The sequence below is a fragment of the Pseudoalteromonas sp. GABNS16E genome, from assembly GCF_028598715.1.
Classification (GTDB): domain Bacteria; phylum Pseudomonadota; class Gammaproteobacteria; order Enterobacterales; family Alteromonadaceae; genus Pseudoalteromonas; species Pseudoalteromonas atlantica.
The window spans coordinates 71,092-91,020 of sequence record NZ_JAQREZ010000009.1 but is presented as its reverse complement, the minus strand read 5'-3'; the positions used below and the strand labels follow the sequence as shown (position 1 = coordinate 91,020).

The following is a 19,929-nucleotide window of genomic DNA, read 5'->3' as shown; positions in this document are numbered from 1 at the left end:
TTTTGTTGCTATGTTTAAGTGTATTACTTTTATAATTATGCTTTTTTAGCCAATTTGTACGCTTGTTTATTTTTATACATTTGGTGATCGGCCAAATTTAATAACGTATCAAAAGGTTGCTTTTGTTTATTAGTAAAACTTTCGCCTATGCTAAGTGTCAGCGCGCATACGTTGTTTTCTAATAGTGCGTTTTTATACTCAATTTTTATTTTATCAATAATATGGCTAAGCTTACTTCTATCACTAATTTGCATTACTGCTACAAATTCATCGCCGCCTAAACGCCCTACTATATCAGCCTCTCTTAAATGTGTTTTTAAGGTATTTGCTAAGAGGATTAACGCTTGATCGCCTATTTCATGGCCATAAGTGTCGTTTAGTTTTTTAAAGTCGTTTATATCAATAAACAAGCAACACACATCAAAACCTAAACGCAGCGCTAAATTAAGTTTGTGTTGGGCAAGTAAGCTAAGTGCACGGCGATTATAAATATTGGTAAGCGGGTCAAGCATGGCTATTTCGCGCATTTGCTCAAAGCTATAAATAAGCGCTAAATCGTCTTCAATTAAATCACGAAGCTGCTCTATTAGCTCAAAATATTCATCGGTGTAACTGGTTTTTTTTGAATCTTTTAAACACAAGGTGCCAAATACTTCACCTTCAGGCCAGTGAATTGGCAAGCCTAGGTAGGATTCAACGCCATCTTCAATAACCTCGGGCATGGTATTCCACTGCGTATCGCTGCGGGTATCGCTAACATACAAAGTGTTGTTGTTTTCGGCTACATATTTACAAAATAAGGGAGTTTCGGGAGGGAGTATAGGGTTGGTTTCAAAGTGTGAGCCACCTTCATTAGCTCTAATAACTACACGATAACCTTTACTAGTAGCCTGAACTATATAACCAGAGGGGGCCGAAAAAAGCCCCGTAATAAGATCAATGGTTTTTTGCCATTTATGTAATGATATTTGGCCATCGACACCAGAAAACGCCCACTGTTCTGTTTCAAACATAACTATACCTCAGCTATTTAGTGGCCTTAGTATAGCCAAATAAATATGTTTAAGGCTACTTTCTGCGGCGTTTACTTGGTGCTCTTTGCCCGGTAATGCGCTTTTTATCGCGATCTTTACGCGCTTTGTTGGTGTTTTTACGGTTATCTTTAGGGGGCTTGTTTAAATCAGGCTCGTAACCTTCTAGCCATTGTGGTGCTAAACGGGTATCCAGTAGCACTTCAATTTCTTCCAATAACCATTGCTCGTCAATACTTACCAGCGACATGGCAAGGCCTTGCTCGCCAGCGCGCCCCGTACGGCCAATTCGGTGTACGTAATCTTCTGCTATGTAAGGTAGCTCAAAGTTTATTACATATTTAAGCGCTGGAATATCTAAACCGCGGGCAGCTACATCGGTGGCAACTAAAACCCGCGTTGTGCCTTCTTTAAAGTTTTGTAATGCACGGTCGCGCGCACCTTGTGATTTATCGCCATGGATAGACTCTGTTTTTAAGCCGTCTTTACACATCTCTTTGGCAAGTTTATCGGCCATTTGTTTGGTACGTGTAAATATAAGTACTTGGCGCCAGTTTTTCATGCCAATCATGTGTGATACAAGCTCGCGCTTTCGCTCTTCATCTACTGCGTAAATAACTTGCTCTACTTCAACCGCGGCTGAGTTACGTTTATCAACTTCAATCAGCTCGGGGTTTTTAAGTAGTTTTTTACTCAGCTCAAACACGCTGTCATCGAATGTGGCTGAGAACAATAAGGTTTGGCGATCGCCTGGAATGTGGCGCAAAATACGTTTTATTTCATCAATAAAGCCCATATCCAGCATGCGGTCGGCTTCATCAAATACTAACGAATCAACACTTGAAAGCACCACACTGCCTTTAACGATATGATCAAGTAAACGCCCAGGCGTTGCGACTATCACTTGCGCCGTTTTAAGCGCTTTAATTTGCGGGCCAATACTTGCACCGCCATACGCTAAAGCGCCTTGAATATTTGTGCCTTGAGCGTATTTTTCAAAGCTTGCAAACACTTGCTGAGCAAGCTCACGCGTGGGCGTTAAAATAACCACTCGGGCTATGCCTGGCTCATCTTTTTTTGGTGTATTTAAAAGCTTATGTAGTAGTGGTAATACAAAGGCGGCTGTTTTACCTGTGCCTGTTTGCGCGCTGCCCATTACATCGCTGCCCGCTAATATGTGCGGGATAGTTTTAACCTGAATTGCGGTAGGCGTGGTGTAATTATTTTGCTCAATTGCGGTTAGTAATAACGAATCGAGTTTAAGAGATGAGAACGATGTGGCAGACATAGGCTTAGCTTTAAAATAACAAAGAGCGCTATTGTACGCATATTACGGTACTGCGTAAATTAACCAGCTCAGAAAAGTATTCAGCCTAGCTGCATTCGCTAATCAATAAAAAAGGCGCTAAATAACAATGTATTTAGCGCCCTTTTTATACCAATCCGCTTAATTAAGTGATCTATTTTGAGGACAGATAAACGTGTTGATAGCTAGGCAAAAAATTCGCTATTTAGTTGTTCTAAATGAGAATTTTTTAACGCAGATAGCAACACTTTTAACCCCTAAAAATGATTAAGTATTATTGCGGATTGGTATTATAATTTAATAACGTTAGGCCGGTTTTAAGGTGGCTTTTCGCTCATTATAAAACGCGATTAAATCATCAACCGTTGCTTGGCAGTATTCACGAATACCCGACACCACCATGTGCTTTTCACCAAAACCCACTTTTTCGCCGTTTTCTAGTAAATTAAAGCGCAAGGTAATTTTGCCGCGCTTACCCGTGTACTCAAAACTTGGCTCAGCAAACTCAAGGGTTGGCGCTTGAATATTGATGTTATCAAGGTTAATGATCATCGACTCGTAAATAACCATAGGGCGCGCTGGGTTGATCATTACATCTTGCTTACCCATTAGCGGAATAATTACGTGCGGAAATGCAGCACCAGAAAACTCAACATAGTTTTTTATTAAGCTGTTTGTAAGTGTTGGGCATTTGCTGGTTTTACCTTCGCGTTTTACCTTTAAAATTACTTTGTCGCCGTTGGTTACATCAAACTCGTCATCCCCTTCTGGGAAATTAAGTTTGGTGTTTTCATCAACCATACCGGCAAAGGTAAATTCCATTCGCTCACTTATACCGTAGCGGTCTAACACTAAAGAAAAAAGTAAGTCTCCTGGCGCGCAAAACTTTTTGGCATCTTTGTCATGAAGTGGGTTGTAATCATCTGCAACGCACTTTGCGAAACGACACCCTTGCTCACGAGAGATAGAAACATAATCAGCATGCTGCTGAAAGTAAGGACTTAACATAGATTGTTCACTGCTTAAACTGCTTATAACCTGCCCATACTACCAGAAAAAATTTAAAGAGAGGTCGAATCACTTACAAATTCATACAATTAACTTAAGAATAAATGTTGCACACACCTGTTTTAGTTAGTAATTTAGGTACCAAACTAAATAAGGGACTAATTATTATGTTACGTGTTTTTGCAGTAATAAGCGTACTCACTACTTTGGCTGGATGTTCTAGCGTGACTTTTCATACCGATATAGATAACGATGTTTTATCTGAGGAAATTGGTACGTACGTTAAAAAACGAGATTTACAACAGTTTTATAGCGACCAAGAAGCACACGAAAGTGGCGCCACACTTTTAGGCCGAATAGAAGGCGAAAGCTGCAATGGCGACGGTAGAGGCGACAATAATATAAGCTACAATCGCTTAAAATCAAATGCTATAGATTTACTTAAAGCAGATGCAATGCGCAGAGGCGGTAATGCCTTCACTATAAATTCTTGTAGCGAAATCTCTGTATCGTATTGTGACCTGTCTGTTTTATGCAGCGGACAGGCTTACGACTATTAATAAATTATATATTAAGCGCAAAGCTTAGTAGTACGCGCTTTCCCGACTCAATTTTAGAAACGCTATGCTCGTATTTGTCGGGTCTAAATAAATACACGCGGTTAAACCAATTAATAATGCATTTTAAGCATTTAAAAACCCCACCAGCTTTAGGTTTTACTAGTACAAAATTAAGTTTGTAGTAGCGCCCTTGCTGTACTGGGTCTATATGGTTCATCACACTGTGATGTGTAGGATAAGTAACTAGGTTTATTGAAAAGGCATTACTGCTAAATAAAGCTTTGTTTTTTACAGGTGCAATCATGCTGCCTCCTTTTAATTTACATGCAGCATTGTAGCATTTGCTAAAGCGCCACTGCTTGCGCTAAACAATATCAAAACGCGATGACATATAGCCAAACAGCCTGAAACAAAAAAGCCGAGCTTAATTAATAAGCTCGGCTTTTTATAAAGTATGACTAAAGATTATGCACTTGGGTATGTGCGGTACGCACGCTCAATATTTTTAGCCTGCTTTTTAGAAATGCCTAAATGAGCAAGCGCTACACGTAAACGCGCACGTGATAAGTCTGAGCCTAAAATTTCCATTGCATCAAGTACTGACGTTGAAGACGTTTTACCCGTGATTGCTACAAATATTGGCTCTAAAAAGTCTTTAATTTTAAGCTCGTGGAATGTAGCAACTTCTTTTGCAATGGCAAAAATAGCTGACTTATCAAAACTACGTAAACCTTCAAGCTGCCATACAAAAAACTGTAGCGCTTGGCGTATTACGTTTTCGTCAGCTTTGCCCGCCGTTAACAGTGCAGGGTCGTAAGTTGGAATGCCGCCTACAAAATGCCCTGCTAAATCAACCATGTCTGAAAGCGTATTAATGCGCGTTTTAGCTTCTGGTAATACTTTAGCTAGCATTTCGCCATTAAACTTCCAATCAACAAAGCGCTGTACAAGCTCTTCGTCTGTTAGGTTTTCGCGGATCCACATGCCGTTTAACCAGCTTAGCTTATCAACATCAAATACTGGGCCACCAAGTGATACACGCTTCATATCGAAGTGTTCAATCATCTCGTTAAGAGTGAATTTTTCACGCTCATCTGGCATTGACCAACCCATACGGCCTAAGTAGTTAAGCACGGCCTCTGGTAGGTAACCCATTTCTTTATAGTAATTAATAGAAGTTGGGTTTTTACGCTTAGAAAGCTTTGATTTATCAGGATTACGCAGTAGTGGCAAATGCCCTAGTACGGGTGCTTCCCAACCTAAATCTTCGTAAAGTTTTAATAGTTTAGGTGCTGAGTTAATCCACTCTTCGCCACGGAAAATATGGCTTATTTGCATGTGGTGGTCATCCACTACGTTTGCTAAAAAGTACGTAGGGAATCCATCGGCTTTTAATAGCACTTGCATGTCTACGTTTTCCCACGGGATCTCAATTTCGTCGCGTAGGTAGTCGTTAAATTTAAAAGTGCCTTCGTTTGGTATTTTCATACGTATAACGTAAGGCTTGCCTGCGGCTAGGTTTGCTTTAATTTCATCTTCGGTGAGGTTTAAGCCACGGCCGTCGTATTTAGGGCGCAGACCTTCTGCCATTTGCTCTTCACGCATTTGGTCAAGCTCTTCGCTGGTTGCAAAACAGTAAAATGCTTTACCTTGCTCAACTAATTGGTGTGCGTATTTTTTGTATAAATCGCTACGCTCTGATTGACGGTAAGGGCCAAATTCGCCACCTACGTCAGGGCCATGATCCCACTCAAGACCTAACCAACGTAAGCTATCCATAATCGCTTGTTCTGACTCTGGCGTGCTACGAACTTGGTCTGTATCTTCAATACGAAGCACAAACTCGCCGCCTTGTTGTTTAGCAAAACAGTAGTTAAATAAAGCAATATAAGCGGTGCCAAGATGCGGGTCACCTGTTGGAGATGGGGCAACACGAGTACGGATTGTCATGATAATGTCTCTTTTAATAAGTGAGATAAAAATTAAGGGGGTCGTTTAAGCCGCTACTTTGTTTAAGTAAGCAATAATATCGTTAGATTCGTATAGCCACTCTACTTGGCCATTTTTTTCTATACGTAAGCATGGCACTTTAATTTTGCCGCCTTGTTCTAACAGCTCTTGACGAAATTGTTGATTATTTTTTGCATCACGCGTTTCTATTTTTAAGCCTTCGCGCTTAATTGCACGGCGTACTTTTACGCAAAACGGGCATGCTTTAAATTGATAAAGTTTAAATTGTGAGGTTTGCTGATCAAGCTGCGCTTGCACATCGCTTGCACGCTTTTTACTGCGAGGAGTAAATACAAAATTAAAGAATAAAATTATACAACCTAAAAACCAACGAACGAATTTCATGTTTTGTGCCTGCCTACAACAATTTAAGGAGCCAGATTTTAGCACAAATTTACAATCAAAAAAGCTCAATACTATTATCGGTGGTCACTTCTTCATTTACCTCAAGCTCGCTATAAGCGGTCACTTTATTACGGCCGCTATCTTTAGAATGATACAGCGCCATATCGGCTTGGTTTACGATACTAGATACAGTATCAATACTTGCCAGCTCTAAAAAGCCAATACTTATTGTAAGCTGCCCAACTTGCGGAAAAGGATACTCAGCAATATTTGAGCGCAAACGGTTAAGTGCTATATGAGCTTGTGCCTCGGTTTTGGTTTGAAATAACACCGCAAACTCTTCGCCTCCATATCTGAATACGTAGTCTTCTAGCCTAAAGTTATTTTTTAACAACCGCGCCACAAGTAAAATAACTTCATCGCCTATTACATGGCCGTAGCTGTCGTTTACGCGTTTAAAGTGATCGATATCTGCAATGGCTAAATACCATCGTCGCTTTTCGTTTGTATCATCACGAGGTAATAAAAAGCCTTTGCCTGAGACAATTTCGATCACTTTTTTATCAAAGGTTTGTCTATTTAAAAGCTCGGTTAAAGGGTCTAATCGCGATTTATGTAATAGCCCTAGCTGGTTGGCATAAATATTTAAAATATGCACGGCGAGCATTGTGGTGGTTTGCGCTAACTCTTTTGTGGTTTCTATTAGTAATATGCCAATTACTTTACCAAAGTAATACACCGGCACATACGTAGTTACTACACCTAAGGCGCGGCTTACTCTTATTTTGTTTTGGGTTACTTTATTAAGCAGCGCTAAGGCTTCGTTAGACTCTAATACTTCAAGGCGGGTGTGGGTGTTTATAAGCGTAGGCGGTAATTGCGCACTAAAGTGCTTATTAATATAAATAGCAAAATTTTCAACTTCGAGTAGGTCGCCAATAATCTGCACTAATGATGCATCTAAATCACTTTCTTCTTCTTGCTGAGTTAGACTGATTATCCATTCGTGCCCGCAATTGTTTGCCTTCATTAGTTTGCCTAAACTGTTTTAACTTCAATCAGTTTAGACAAAATCATCAACTTTGCTAATTAATTAACCAATACTTTTTAATTAGGTCGCATTGAGCTATGTGGATTAAAGTTTGTTTTAGCTAAGCGCTATTAAATCGTAGCGCGAGCTTAGTAACTTAGTGAGCTCAATAACTACTGCGCTGTTATTTAATAACTTACATACAGCAGAGCCTCAAACAGCCTATGCTTTGCATTTATGCTTTGTATTTATGTTTTTGTACAACCAGTTATTCTAAACACAACATAGGCTCTGCCTTGCTTAAATACCTAAATCCAGCCGCAATACTAATAGCCAATACGCAACACGCGCTATTTAAAAAAGCTAAAGCAAAACTAAAATAAAACTAAAGCAAAACTAAGTCGTCTCTGTGTAGCACCACAGCGCCACTATCAAAGTCGAGTAGCTCCCCTATTTGCTCTGAATGAGCACCTTTAATTTTATTTACTTCAACTTGGTTAAAACGTGTTAACCCTCGTGCAATAACTTGGTTGTTGGCGTCTATTAAATCTATTAAGTCGCCCCGCTCAAAACGGCCAAAAGCATTGGTTATGCCTTTTGCCAGCAGGCTTGCCCCTTTGTTTTGTAGCGCCGAAATAGCCCCTTTATCAATCATAATTTGGCCGGTACTTTTAGGGCCGGCCATTAGCCATTTTTTACGGCCATCTTTTGGCGCAGTAAGTTTTAAAAACCGCGTACCGGGTAATTGCTCACTCATGCATTTTAAAATAACGTTGTTGCCAGCGCCTTTTGCAATAATAACCTCTACCCCTGCGTGCCTTGCTACGTCGGCGGCTTGTAGTTTTGTGGCCATACCGCCGGTGCCTAAACTTGTACCGCTACCACCAGCCAGTTGGCGTAACTCATCGTTTATATGAGTGACTTCGTCAATCAGTTTTGCGTCGGTATTTGTGCGCGGATCGCTGGTAAATAAACCTTCTTGATCGGTAAGCAGTAATAGCTTGTTGGCATTAGCCAAAATAGCCACCAGCGCCGATAAATTATCGTTATCGCCTACTTTTATTTCGGAGGTTGCTACCGCGTCGTTTTCATTAATAATAGGCACCACATCGTGGCTTAATAACGCATTTAAGGTGTCGCGCGCATTTAAATAGCGTTCGCGGTCATCTACGTCTGCACGGGTAAGCAGCATTTGCCCTACGTTTATGCCATACAAGGCAAATAAGCTTTGCCAAATATGTATAAGCTGACCTTGCCCTACGGCTGCCAACATTTGTTTATCTATTAGGCCGCGGCCACAGGGTTTAATAAGTTGTTCGCGACCCGCAGCAACCGCGCCACTTGATACTAATATAACTTGGTGGCCTTGCTTTTTAAGTTCGCTACATTGGCGAACCAGCTCAACCATATGGGCTTTATCTAACTTATCGGTGCCGCCGGTTAGTACACTTGTACCAAGCTTAACAACAATTACCTGTTCCCTACGCATTATTATTTACTATTAAAATGAAAGATAAATAAACTTATACCAGCTCGGTATTTTTGAACAAGTTAAAATTATTCATGCTAGGATCGGCGTTAATTTAATTTGATAAAATTTCATTTATGCCAGCCAGTTTATGCCTAATTATTGCCACCTTTTTATGGGGTAGCTCCTTTATTGCACTTAAGTATGCTATTGCCGTTTACGACCCTGCACTAGTTATATTTTTACGCATGCTAACCACCTTAGTTTTATCGCTGTGTTTATGGCGTTATGTAATTAGGTTTGAGTATTTAAAAGGCGATTGGAAGTACTTATTAGGTATGTCGCTCGCAGAGCCATGCTTGTACTTTTTATTTGAAGGCCACGCAATGGAATACACCTCGGCCTCTCAGGCGGGAGTTATTGTTTCGTGTTTGCCTATTATTGTGGCGTTGATGGCGTTTTTTATGCTTAAAGAGTATATAAGTAAAGCCATTGTGATTGGGTTTACCCTGTGTATTGGCGGCAGTATTTTACTTACTTTGCTTTCACCAAATACCGATCAGGCCCCTAATCCATTATTGGGTAACTTTTTAGAGCTTATGGCCATGGTATGCGCGGCGTTTTACACCATTAGCATTAAGCACTTGGCCAATCGCTACTCGCCGTTAACGCTAATTGCTTTACAAGGCATAAGCGGCAGTGTGTTTTTTGCACCGTTTTTGTTTTTTATCGACTTACCAAGCGAAAACCAGCATGACCTAACCGCCCTTATGAGCATTTTGTATTTAGGCTCATTTGTCACCTTAGGTGGCTATGGTATGTATAACTATGCAATTGGCAAAGTCTCGGTATTAACGGCTGCGGCTTATTCAAATTTAATTCCTATTTTTACACTTATTTTATCGGCCATTATTTTGGGTGAGGTACTCGATTTTTGGCAATGGGTGAGTATATTTGTTGTTTTTGCAGGGGTGATGATAAGCCAACGACATCAAGAGCTGGTGGTAGACATACCGCTTAATGAAGCTGGCGATGACCCTATCAACTCAGCCGATACAAGCCATCTTAAATCAGTACCTGATGCCAGCGAGTCAAAAGGGTAACAGGTTAATAAATAAAGCCCTGGGGTTTGTAAAAATGCCTGCTGGGATTGATGAATTACCTCAATCCCCTTCACTTTATAATGCTGTATTACGCCACTTTGCAGCTGCAGCGTAAACGTTTCACCCACTTTAGTGTGTTTTAAAAATGCAAAGTGGGTATCGTTGTGACCCGCTATTAACGCACCGCCATGTTTATCTCCAAGCTTTGCCCCTGGTAAAAAGTGGCTTGGTGCAAATGCTAAATTACGACCACTTGCCCCAGCTAAAACGCTAAGCACTTTATTATGCACAGGCCAGTTAAGCTGCGCGGTTACAAAGCTGTCGGCGTAAAACCACGGTTTAACGCGAGCGTGTGGCGTAATAAGTGCCTCTTGCCAAGCCTGCTCTATTAATACTTGGGCAAGCCATGCCTTAGCTTGCATATAAGCACCATGAGAAAACAGCCCCAGCCCGGCGATTAATAAGCCCGCACTTAGCCACTTTTTCATTTAAGCCCTCGGTTTATTTTAAACGCGCCATAGCCAAGTAATAAAATGCAGCCCAGCAATATGTAAAGTCGGCTTTGCCCATCGGTTTGTGGTAAACGCATAGCCAGTCCTTGCGGCGCTGCGTTCTTGGCCTGTGCCGTTTGCTTTGCAGGCTCGTTTATTTGAGTGTGTTCAATAGCTATAAAAGCAGTAAACGGGCTCAGTAGTTGATGTGAGAGCGCAAGCCCTTGCACCTCATTTTTAACTGACTGTCGGTCATTATACAAAAGCAACGATTTAATTTTTTGGCGCGCCCACAACTTATCAATCCCTTTTGCGTTGGCGCTATTTTGTGCGCTTAGCTTTATATTTAAAGGGCCTTGAGCGGTTTGCCCACTAAGCGTAATTTGATTTGTATCATTTAGTTTTATAGCCACCATTATTGGCTCGCCAAAATATAAATCAGGCAAAGGTGATGGCCAAAAATCTAAACTGTGAGTGCTTTCATCGCGAAGTACTAAATTAGTGATAGCGGGATGAGCAAGCTTATCAAATAACTGCTGCATTTTAGGCTGCACCTCATTTGTGCTGCCAATAAACGTAAATGACCCTTTACCTATATCAGCTGCGCGGCGCATAAAAAAGCTATTGGGTGCACTGCCAATGCCTACAGTAAATAAACGGCTATCACCCAATTTACGCTGAATATTTTTAAATAAGGCATCTTCGTTACTTACACTGCCATCCGTTAAAAACACCACTTGGCGTACAAAGCCTTCAAAGCTGCTGCCATCAAGTACCGCATCAAGTGCACCTTGTATTTCGGTACCACCGTCGGCCTCTAGGCTATAAATAAAGCGCTCAGCGCGGCGTAAGTTAAAGTCACTAGCAATAAGGGGTTTATCGCTCATGGGGGTAACCACGTTATCAAAGCCAATAATGTTAAAACTGTCGTCGCTATCAAGCAAAGACAGCGCATAAAACAGGGCCTTTTTAGCTTGCTCCATAGATTGCCCGTGCATAGAGCCTGAGGTATCTACAACAAACACCATTTCGCGAGGTAGGCGCTGCGTTTGTGTAAAGTGATCTGCTGGCGGCATTAGCATAGCAAGCCCGTATCGGTCGCCATTTTCAAACTGCTGGGTAAAAAATGCTGCTTGTGCGCTTTCTTTTTGCAGCGGTTTAAACTCAAGTACAAAGTCGCGATTAGCCCCCGTTTGCTCATTTAAAGCAACCGTATATTGCCCAAAGGCCGGGTTTTGTACTTCAACATGATGAAATTTAGACGTTATATCTACAAGCTCTAAGCCTACATCTATATTAATATTTAAACTAAATTGGCTGCTTGGCGCCTCGCTGTGCTGCGTTTTGCTATACACAGGACTTAACCACCCCTGAGGAGCATGAGTTAGGCTAGTTTGCTCAGCTTCAATATTTGCGCTTATTGTGTGATAGCGCGGCGTAATAGTACTTGGGAAGCGAATAGCAAATGTGCCATTGTTGTAATCAATGATCTCTTGGTATTCAAGCTCTATCACAATTTGCTCGCCAGGGCCTATATTTGCCACGTTAGTAATAAACATATTAGCGCGCTGCTGGCGTACAAGTGCGGCTTGCTTTCCTGCATTTTTAGCTGCCTGATACTTTTTTTCGGCCTCTACTTTTTTATCTATTTGGCCTTTTATGACTCGCTCACCTATGCGCATCGTCATCGCATGTACGGCGCTTTCATCAGGTAGCGGAAACACATAACGCGCATTTACCGCAAACGGATTATCGTTTTGATAAGTTTGCTTAACAACCACGTGATTTATCAGCCCGGTTAGGGTCATGTTAGCATCGCTTTTTAATATAATTGCCGGCGCAATAGATGCACCGCTGCTGTCAAAAAGTTCAAGTTTGGGCGACTGTGCACGGCTATTAAAACTAAGTAGAAGCACAGCCACTAAGAAAATAAAAATGCTTACTTTAGTAAGCATTTTGGTTGGGTTACTCAACATAAAATCACTCCATCGAACGCTTAACTTTACTCAAATAAAAGTGGCTTTAGTTACTTGCCGTTTGGCCATTTACTGGGTTTATTGAGCGGGTAGTAAGTGTTACGCGTCGATCAAAAAAGTTATCTTCTACGGTATTGCTGCGCGCTAATGTTTGTTGCTCGCCAAATGCCTGCGCACTTAAACGTGTATGGCTAATGCCGTGCTTTATAAGGTAACTTTGCACTGCGTTTACACGTTTTTTAGACAATAAAAGATTCGCTTGCTCATCACCGCGCTGATCGGCAAAGCCACTTAAATCTAATGCTAGTTGCGGCTGATTTTTTAACAGCACCACAAGCTGGTCTAACTGCGTAGCAAAGTGCGGGGCAATAGCACTTGAGCCTGTTTTAAATTGTACTGTCATGGCAAGTAAGTTATTTATTTGCGATTGCGTTAATTGCTCATTTTGATTAGTCAGTACATCTAACTGCTGCTCTAGCCTATTGTTTTGATTAAGTACCTTTTGGTAGTCGCTGGTTTTTTGCTGCATCACTGTTATTGCTCTCTGCTGCTGGGCAATTTTGTCATCAGCTACTTTTGAATCACCAATTAAGCCCCCGGCAAATGCGCCAATAAAAGCACCAATTGGCCCACCAACGACACCACCAATAATGGCGCCAGTACCTAAGCCAATGGCGGTTTCTTTATGTGCTTCTTTAGAAGGGGTGTTAGCGGCTGCTGCAAATGCAGGTGTACACACTGTGGCTACTAGCGTTAATGCGATTAATGTCTTCTTCATAATGTAATCCTTAAACTTGTTTTAATTTGTGATGTTTTGTTTTGATGGTTGTATTAAAACAGCTGCAAGTGGCAACAAAGGGGAGCAAAAATGGCAAACCGCTGAGCAATTGTGGCAAAAAAATGGCAATTGCCTTTTTAAGCGTACATAACTGAAAAACTTCGATATAGTGCGTTTTAAAATAAATAAGGGTGAGTAGAATGAAAAAAATAGCCATCATTGAAGATGAAACCGCCATCCGCGAAAACTATATTGAAATGCTTAGCGCCCAAGGTTACCAGGTAAGTGGTTTTGCTGATCGCGTCAGCGCAGAGATTGCATTTAAAGATGCCCTACCCGATTTAGCCATTGTTGATATTGGTTTAGGCCACGAAATAGACGGCGGTTTTTTGCTTTGCCAAACCTTGCGTACGCTTTCTAAAACACTGCCTATTATTTTTTTAACCGCCCGCGATAGCGAAATAGATACCGTGTGTGGCCTGCGTATGGGCGCCGATGACTACCTAACAAAAGATATTAGCTTAGCCCACTTGGCTGCCAGAATAGGCGCGCTATTTAGACGCATGGAAGCGCTTGAGCAACCCGCCGATGCTAATGCATTAATTACACGCGGCCAGTTAACGCTCGACACCCAGCGCATGCAAGTATTTTGGCAGCAGCAATTGGTTGATTTAACCGTGACCGAATTTTGGATGTTGCACTCACTTGCGCAGCGCCCCGGCCATGTAAAAAGCCGTAACGATTTAATGAGCGATGCAAAAATTTACGTAGACGACAGCACTATCACTTCGCATGTAAAACGCATTCGTAAAAAGTTTATCGCCCTTGATAACAACTTTGACTGCATAGATACGGTGTACGGCATGGGCTACAGGTGGGAACAACGCTAATGTTACGATTTGGCCTGCGCAGTAAATTTATATTACTGTCGTGTTTTTTGTTTTTACTGCCTTGGCTTGGCTACGAGTACGTGTGGGAAATGGAAAAGTTTTTACGCCAAGGCCAAGAAAAAACCCTCGTAGGCACCACTCGCGCGCTCGCCACCGCCCTGCATGAACGCCCAGCACTTTTTGATGAGCAAACCAACTTTTTAGACCAGGTAGTAAAAGGGCGCGACTTATATGCGTACAATCTTAAAAACGCCATTCAACTCGATGGCAAACTGAGCGACTGGCAAAGCTATCAACCACTCTTTTGGCATTACGATAAACGCTATTTACAAAAAGCAGACAAGGGGCATAAAGCTGAGGATTTATCGTTTGATCATATGGTTGGCAAGTTTGATAACTACTTATATGCCGTGTTTAAAGTAACTGACGATCACCTTGTATATCGTGCTAAAAATAGTTTAAGCATTACTAATAACGACCATTTAATAATTGGCCTAAAAAGCCCAGCCGGAGATTTTAATACGTACATTATTGCTCCACGCCAAGATGGCTGGGTAAATGCGTTTGATGCTAATACCAAAACACCGTTTACAAAAATTCAGGGCTATTTTATACGCACTGAATCAGGATATAACGTAGAGCTGCGCTTTCCTATAAATATGCTTGGTAACAAGCTAGGCTTTGCCGTGATCGATATCGACACAAAAAAAGCGCCGCTCGATTTTAAAACAATGTCGACCTCTAATTTAAATAACCCAAGCGATTTAGGCTCGGTATTGGTGCCCTCACCAGAAATTAACCGAATTTTAAAAGGTATGGGTCACAGTGGTAGCCGTATTTGGGTGGTTGATAATCATCATCGCGTATTAGCGCAGTCAGGCACAATTCAAAATGCCGATGGCGTATGGGCCGACGGCCTTAAAAACCAGCCGCCTAAAAATGCCTGGCAACGCTTTGAGCAAACGTATTTGCACCCACTTTATTATAAAATTTTAACTCGCCCAGAGAACGAATTTTTAGATACCCTGCACGATGTTGCCTCTATGCAAGGCACGCATTTAGCTAAGGCACTGAAGGGGCAACCAGCGTCGTCTTGGCGGTTAACCCCCGACAGTAAAGCCGTTATTTTATCGGCGGCTTACCCTATTTGGATAGAAGATAAAGTGATTGGCGCAGTAATCGCCGAGGAAACCACTAACGGTGTACGCACCCTACGTAATAAATCGCTGGAAAAGCTTTTTAACGTTATTTTAGCGGTGATGCTAATTGGCACCGTTACGTTGTTCTTTTTTGCCTCGCGTATTTCGAGCCGCATTAGGCGACTGCGCGACACCGCAGAGCAAGCTATTGATGCCCAAGGGCGCATTACCGGCAGTATTAATTACAGCGACTCAAACGATGAAATAGGCGACCTTTCACGAAGTTTTGCCAATATTGTTGGCCGCTTAGGCGGGTACACTAATTATTTAGAAAATATGTCATCGCGGTTATCTCATGAGCTACGTACACCGGTGGCTGTGGTTCGCTCTTCTTTAGAAAACCTACAAAGCTTGGAGCAAAATGAGCTTAGCCAAAAATACCTAGAGCGAGCTAGTGAAGGGGTTGAGCGATTAGGTAAAATAATAACCACCATGAGCGAAGCCACGCGCCTTGAGCAAAGCATTCAAAGCAACGAGAGCGAGCCGTTTGATTTACAAAAAGTAATTAATGGCTGTATGCAAGGCTACCAGCTCACTTACCCTGAGCAGTTATTTGAGCTTGATGTATGCCAAAGCCCTTTACCTATGCAAGGTGCCCCCGAATTTATAGCTCAGCTACTTGATAAGCTTATTAATAATGCACTGGAATTTAGTGAAGCAAATACAGCTATTAATGTAGGTCTTAAGCAAAGCGAAAATAAAGCAATATTAACAGTGAGTAATACAGGCCCCGCCCTGCCTGAAGGGCTAACTGAGCATATTTTTGATTCTATGGTGTCGGTGCGTAGCCAGCAGATGCAGCAGCAACCGCACTTAGGTTTAGGGCTTTATATTGTAAGGCTGGTGTGTGATTACCACAAAGGCAGTGTCACTGCGCAAAACAACGAGCGCGGTAATGGCGTGGTGTTTAAAGTAACCCTGCCTTTACAAAGCTAAGCTGTGCATAAAGTGGCGCCCTACTGAGTCGCCCTTATTTTTTGCACATCGATTACAATTTACTACAACTTAAAATGTAACTATTCACTTTTAATTCAGTCAAACGGCCATACCCTGAACGCTAATTAAGGAGAATAGATCATGAACAACCCACTTGAGCGTGAAGAGATCGAATTTATTTTTGATCTATACAGGCCCCAAGAGCAAGCACCTAGCTTACCTTCAGAGCCTGCCACCTCTACATATAAAAACTTACGACAGCCAGAACAAGTTAAAAACGAAGGCGTGTCTGAATACCTCAGCTAGTGTATTGCCTATTGCGTTGCTTGCTCGTTTTGTAAAAACGCTTTAATGCAGTTTATTTCTGCCAGTTTTACCTCTTCGCCTATTTCTGGGCCTTTTTTGCCATTTTTAAGTGCAGTTTGCACTACCTGCTTTTTATCCATTTTTTGTAATTCATTAAAAATTGCACGCAGCTTAGCCCCTTGCGGATAGGGCTTATTTACAAGTGTTTCTCCGCGCCCTTGCGCATCACATTGGCATGCTTGGGTAAACGCAATAAATCGCTCTGGGTGCACTAAAGCATTTAAATTAGTGACAATTAATTTATGAATCGTTTGTGGTCTTAATTGCTCCAGCGTATGGCATAAGGTGTGATTATCGCTGGTGAGTACGCCAATATCGCGAAAACGATTAGGCACTTTTAAACGCTCACAAAACTTTTCTACTACGGCTACCCCTTCGCGTTCATGGCCGCGTAAATTACCGCGTTTTTTAAAGCTCAGGGCCTTACCAAAATCATGAGTGAGTGCCGCAAACCGTGTTTCTAAATTAAAGTTTAAATCGGCAGCGCGCCTAAGTACCAACATAGTATGAACAAATACATCGCCTTCAGGGTGGTGGTTTGCAGGTTGCGGTACCCCTTGCATACTCTCTATTTCTGGGAAAATACCTAAGCCATGTAGTGCTTGGAAATACAGTTCAGGGTGTTTTTCACCCAGCGCTTTTTCGGTTTCGAGCCATACGCGCTCGGGCACTAAATGATTAAGCTCACCTTTGTTTTTAAGCTCACGCATTAATGCATAAGTACTTGGGTGAATACGCCATTCACTTCCGTAGCGTGCTAAAAAACGGGCTATGCGTAATACCCTTACCGGGTCCTCTACAAAGGCTTCTGTGGTGTGGCGCAGTATTTTATTGTGTAAATCGCTTTGGCCATTGAAAGGGTCAATAACGGTGCCGTTTTCATCAAGTGCCATTGAGTTTATGGTTAAATCGCGCCGTGCTAAATCTTCTTCAAGGGTGACATTAGGGCTGGCATCTACCACAAAGCCGGTATAGCCTTTACCGCTTTTTCGCTCGGTGCGGCCCAAGGCGTATTCTTCTTTTGTTTTTGGGTGTAAATAAACCGGAAAATCACTTCCTATAGGCACAAAACCAAGCGACTCCATAGTTTGGGGTGTTTCGCCTATAACAACATAGTCGTTATCTTTTGATGCTATATTAAGTAGCTGGTCGCGTACCGCGCCACCAACAAGGTAAACTTGCTTAAGGTTGTGTTTCACTGTTTATCCTAATCACACTGGGTGGTTATTTGTTGTCGATCATACCATTAAAATCACCATAGTTTGCCAAGCTTAAGTAAGCTCATTACAATAGCGCTTTATTTTAAGCCATAGCCTTACATTCAATGAAAAATCATTCATCAAAAAAAGAACTTATGCTACTGCCTATATTACTTGTGGTTATTGTAATGTGCGTGGCGGGTCACTTTTTACTACAGGCTAACTTTCAAGATAGCAACATGGTTGAATACATGTTGGCAGCGCTGCCCTTTGCGATGTTTGGCCTAGTTATTGTGGCATTTAAAATGGCAGCTAAAAGCGAAGCCAATGAGCAAAGCGAGCAAGACTCTTAATTTTACTGTTAAAGAATATAATACCCAAACCAATCTGGTTTTATTGGTTGAGCATGCCCACTTGGCGTAAGCTTAATATTTAATTGGCTGTCGAGCAGGTCTATAGCAAAGCAGTCATCTACATCATGTAAATCATCTTTATGAATATGGCTAAGGCCTGCAAGCAAATCTCTTTTAGCGCGCTGCTTGGCCTCTGCTGCGCTACTGGCAACATACAATGCAAAGTCGTGTTGCTCAGCCATAGAGTCGCTTCTGTAAGCGCCTAAATTAACAAAATACAGCTGCTTATTTTGCTCAACGTAGGTATCAACGACTTCTACTTTATAACCGTCGATATGGTTAATTGCCATGTAGCTGTCCATATGCACATTGTTTTTATCGCCCACCCATTGGCTTTTTAGCTTTGAATAAGTTTGCTCAATGCTTTGCCCTACGACAAAGCGAATATCGTGCATTTCTATGTGGCAGCCTTGAATTCGCCCGCCCAGATACACCATAAATAACTGCATTTAATAACCTTACTCTTAAATTACACTAAATTATCGACATCAATATTGTGTTTTTTTATTAACTTATAAAAATCCGAACGATTACGTTTGGCAAGCTTTGCGCCTTCAGCTACGTTACCACCGGCCATTTTGAGGGTGTTTATTACATAATCGCGCTCAAACTCTTTTTTGGCATCATTTAGAGAAAGCGGCTCTGCACTGGCTTGGTTTGAGTTAAGTGCGTTTAACACTAAGTGCGCAGAAATTACCTCGCTGGCGCTCAATGCGACCACTTGCTCTACAACATTTTGTAGCTGGCGTATATTCCCAGGCCAGTCGTAACGTACTAGTGCATGCATGGCATCGTTTGCAAAGCGCTTTTCTTTTTGGTTCATACGTTTAGCAATACTTGCGCTAAAGTGCTGGGCGAGCAGGCTTATGTCTTCTCGGCGCTCACACAGCGGCGGTAATTTTAAATTAACAACATTTAGCCGGTAGTATAAATCTTCCCTAAATTGTTGATTGCTAATCGCATCGGGTAAATTTTTGTGAGTGGCCGATACAATGCGCACATCAATAGGAATCTCTTCTTGAAAGCCCACCGGGCGTATGGTTTTTTCTTGTAGTACACGCAGTAACTTAACTTGTAAATTAAGCGGCATATCGCCAATTTCATCTAAAAATAAGGTGCCGCCTTGAGCTTGCTGAAATAAACCTTGGTGATCTTTCACCGCCCCTGTAAATGCGCCTTTTTTATGGCCAAATAATTCTGACTCTAAAAGCTCCCCAGGCACTGCGCCACAGTTAATGGCCACAAAAGGCCCTTCACTTACATGGCTGTGTTGATGAATCGCCTGAGCCAGCAGCTCCTTACCTGTGCCGCTGGCGCCTGAAATAAGCACATTTACTTGGGCTGGCCCCAGTAATTTTACTTGCTCAAGTAGGTGCAACATAGCGCCACTGCGCGTTACTATATTACTTTTTTGGGGCGATTCTTCTGCGTTTACGCCATGTATTTCAATGGCTTTGGCTAGGCTGTCAAACAGCTCGTCTTTATCTACCGGTTTTGTAATAAACGCAAAAATACCTTGTTTTGTCGCCTCCACCGCATCGGGTATAGAGCCATGCGCTGTCATCATTATAACCGGCAGCGCTGGGTAGCGGCTTTGTAATTGGCGATGTAAGGCCATGCCGTCCATTTCGTCCATACGCAGATCTGTTATAACTGCATCAAACACTTGGTTTTTAAGAATTTGTAATGCAAGTATGCCGCTTTCACAGCTTGTTACTTCATACCCTTTAGACTCGATTCTTAGCGCGAGTAATTTAAGTAAACTTGCATCGTCATCAACGAGTAATACTTTTGCACCTTGTGGTGTGTGTGTTGCCATA

Annotated in this window: 20 protein-coding genes; 6 read left to right on the top strand and 14 right to left on the bottom strand. The window is 41.9% G+C overall.

The window, feature by feature from the left end; genetic code table 11:
* Positions 1 to 35: 35 nt before the first annotated feature.
* From PSI06_RS06005 to PSI06_RS05995, 3 genes are all read right to left on the bottom strand, one after another.
* Entirely contained in the window at positions 36 to 1,013 is a 978-nt protein-coding gene (locus tag PSI06_RS06005) for a sensor domain-containing diguanylate cyclase (RefSeq protein WP_273603170.1), read from the bottom strand.
* Between the two features lie 55 nt (positions 1,014 to 1,068).
* Positions 1,069 to 2,319 (bottom strand): DEAD/DEAH box helicase, encoded by a 1,251-nt coding sequence (locus PSI06_RS06000; protein ID WP_004586123.1) that lies wholly within the window; start codon positions 2,317 to 2,319, stop codon positions 1,069 to 1,071.
* 324 nt (positions 2,320 to 2,643) lie between these two features.
* Positions 2,644 to 3,345 carry a DUF3581 domain-containing protein gene (locus tag PSI06_RS05995; protein WP_273603169.1) on the bottom strand — a complete coding sequence of 234 codons (702 nt, stop codon included), beginning with the start codon at positions 3,343 to 3,345 and terminating at the stop codon, positions 2,644 to 2,646.
* A 167-nt stretch (positions 3,346 to 3,512) separates the two neighbouring features.
* Between PSI06_RS05995 and PSI06_RS05990 the strand changes: the two genes are divergently transcribed.
* Positions 3,513 to 3,905 carry a hypothetical protein gene (locus PSI06_RS05990; protein WP_029773896.1) on the top strand — a complete coding sequence of 131 codons (393 nt, stop codon included), beginning with the start codon at positions 3,513 to 3,515 and terminating at the stop codon, positions 3,903 to 3,905.
* 4 nt (positions 3,906 to 3,909) lie between these two features.
* Here PSI06_RS05990 and PSI06_RS05985 read toward each other — a convergent pair whose 3' ends face one another.
* The 5 genes from PSI06_RS05985 to proB all read right to left on the bottom strand — a co-directional run bounded on the left by PSI06_RS05985 (position 3,910) and on the right by proB (position 8,779).
* Positions 3,910 to 4,209: a 2OG-Fe(II) oxygenase gene (locus PSI06_RS05985; RefSeq protein ID WP_273603168.1), complete on the bottom strand. Its 300-nt coding sequence runs from the start codon at positions 4,207 to 4,209 to the stop codon at positions 3,910 to 3,912.
* Positions 4,210 to 4,370: 161 nt separating this feature from the next.
* The gene (gene gltX / locus PSI06_RS05980; protein WP_273603167.1) at positions 4,371 to 5,855 is read right to left on the bottom strand and encodes a glutamate--tRNA ligase; all 1,485 of its coding nucleotides are present in this window, start codon (positions 5,853 to 5,855) and stop codon (positions 4,371 to 4,373) included.
* 45 nt (positions 5,856 to 5,900) lie between these two features.
* Positions 5,901 to 6,260, bottom strand: coding sequence for a glutaredoxin domain-containing protein (locus PSI06_RS05975; RefSeq protein WP_004586118.1), 360 nt, complete (start codon positions 6,258 to 6,260; stop codon positions 5,901 to 5,903).
* A gap of 55 nt (positions 6,261 to 6,315) precedes the next feature.
* Positions 6,316 to 7,290: a GGDEF domain-containing protein gene (locus PSI06_RS05970; RefSeq protein WP_273603166.1), complete on the bottom strand. Its 975-nt coding sequence runs from the start codon at positions 7,288 to 7,290 to the stop codon at positions 6,316 to 6,318.
* Between the two features lie 385 nt (positions 7,291 to 7,675).
* Positions 7,676 to 8,779 carry a glutamate 5-kinase gene (gene proB / locus PSI06_RS05965; RefSeq protein WP_273603165.1) on the bottom strand — a complete coding sequence of 368 codons (1,104 nt, stop codon included), beginning with the start codon at positions 8,777 to 8,779 and terminating at the stop codon, positions 7,676 to 7,678.
* A gap of 116 nt (positions 8,780 to 8,895) precedes the next feature.
* Between proB and PSI06_RS05960 the strand changes: the two genes are divergently transcribed.
* Positions 8,896 to 9,861 (top strand): DMT family transporter, encoded by a 966-nt coding sequence (locus PSI06_RS05960; RefSeq protein WP_054982757.1) that lies wholly within the window; start codon positions 8,896 to 8,898, stop codon positions 9,859 to 9,861.
* Here PSI06_RS05960 and PSI06_RS05955 read toward each other — a convergent pair.
* Genes PSI06_RS05955 through pdsO form a run of 3 tightly spaced genes read right to left on the bottom strand, consistent with a single transcriptional unit; the run spans position 9,750 to position 13,106 of the window.
* The gene (locus PSI06_RS05955; RefSeq protein ID WP_248462313.1) at positions 9,750 to 10,349 is read right to left on the bottom strand and encodes a class GN sortase; all 600 of its coding nucleotides are present in this window, start codon (positions 10,347 to 10,349) and stop codon (positions 9,750 to 9,752) included. The genes PSI06_RS05960 and PSI06_RS05955 overlap by 112 nt on opposite strands.
* The gene (locus PSI06_RS05950) at positions 10,346 to 12,328 is read right to left on the bottom strand and encodes a marine proteobacterial sortase target protein (protein ID WP_273603164.1); all 1,983 of its coding nucleotides are present in this window, start codon (positions 12,326 to 12,328) and stop codon (positions 10,346 to 10,348) included. Before PSI06_RS05950 ends, PSI06_RS05955 begins: the two co-directional genes overlap by 4 nt.
* A gap of 46 nt (positions 12,329 to 12,374) precedes the next feature.
* Complete coding sequence (pdsO, locus tag PSI06_RS05945) at positions 12,375 to 13,106, bottom strand: sortase-associated OmpA-like protein PdsO (RefSeq protein ID WP_273603163.1); 732 nt, start codon at positions 13,104 to 13,106, stop codon at positions 12,375 to 12,377.
* A 200-nt stretch (positions 13,107 to 13,306) separates the two neighbouring features.
* Here pdsO and pdsR point away from each other — a divergent pair, with 200 nt between their 5' ends.
* From pdsR to PSI06_RS05930, 3 genes are all read left to right on the top strand, one after another.
* Complete coding sequence (pdsR, locus tag PSI06_RS05940) at positions 13,307 to 13,996, top strand: proteobacterial dedicated sortase system response regulator (protein WP_054982760.1); 690 nt, start codon at positions 13,307 to 13,309, stop codon at positions 13,994 to 13,996.
* On the top strand, positions 13,996 to 16,131 hold the full coding sequence (gene pdsS, locus PSI06_RS05935; protein ID WP_273603162.1) for a proteobacterial dedicated sortase system histidine kinase: 2,136 nt from the start codon (positions 13,996 to 13,998) through the stop codon (positions 16,129 to 16,131). The genes pdsR and pdsS overlap by 1 nt, the downstream gene beginning before the upstream one ends.
* A gap of 141 nt (positions 16,132 to 16,272) precedes the next feature.
* Positions 16,273 to 16,437, top strand: a complete 165-nt coding sequence (locus tag PSI06_RS05930; RefSeq protein ID WP_024033174.1) for a hypothetical protein — start codon at positions 16,273 to 16,275, stop codon at positions 16,435 to 16,437.
* Positions 16,438 to 16,445: 8 nt separating this feature from the next.
* On the opposite strand, the gene PSI06_RS05925 is transcribed toward PSI06_RS05930, so the two are convergent.
* Positions 16,446 to 17,696, bottom strand: coding sequence for a multifunctional CCA addition/repair protein (locus PSI06_RS05925; RefSeq protein ID WP_029773901.1), 1,251 nt, complete (start codon positions 17,694 to 17,696; stop codon positions 16,446 to 16,448).
* Between the two features lie 125 nt (positions 17,697 to 17,821).
* Between PSI06_RS05925 and PSI06_RS05920 the strand changes: the two genes are divergently transcribed.
* Complete coding sequence (locus PSI06_RS05920) at positions 17,822 to 18,049, top strand: hypothetical protein (RefSeq protein WP_004586108.1); 228 nt, start codon at positions 17,822 to 17,824, stop codon at positions 18,047 to 18,049.
* 8 nt (positions 18,050 to 18,057) lie between these two features.
* On the opposite strand, the gene PSI06_RS05915 is transcribed toward PSI06_RS05920, so the two are convergent.
* Both PSI06_RS05915 and PSI06_RS05910 read right to left on the bottom strand, forming a co-directional pair.
* The gene (locus tag PSI06_RS05915; RefSeq protein ID WP_273603161.1) at positions 18,058 to 18,558 is read right to left on the bottom strand and encodes a DUF1543 domain-containing protein; all 501 of its coding nucleotides are present in this window, start codon (positions 18,556 to 18,558) and stop codon (positions 18,058 to 18,060) included.
* Positions 18,559 to 18,578: 20 nt separating this feature from the next.
* On the bottom strand, positions 18,579 to 19,928 hold the full coding sequence (locus tag PSI06_RS05910; protein WP_273603160.1) for a sigma 54-interacting transcriptional regulator: 1,350 nt from the start codon (positions 19,926 to 19,928) through the stop codon (positions 18,579 to 18,581).
* Between the last annotated feature and the right edge of the window lies 1 nt (position 19,929).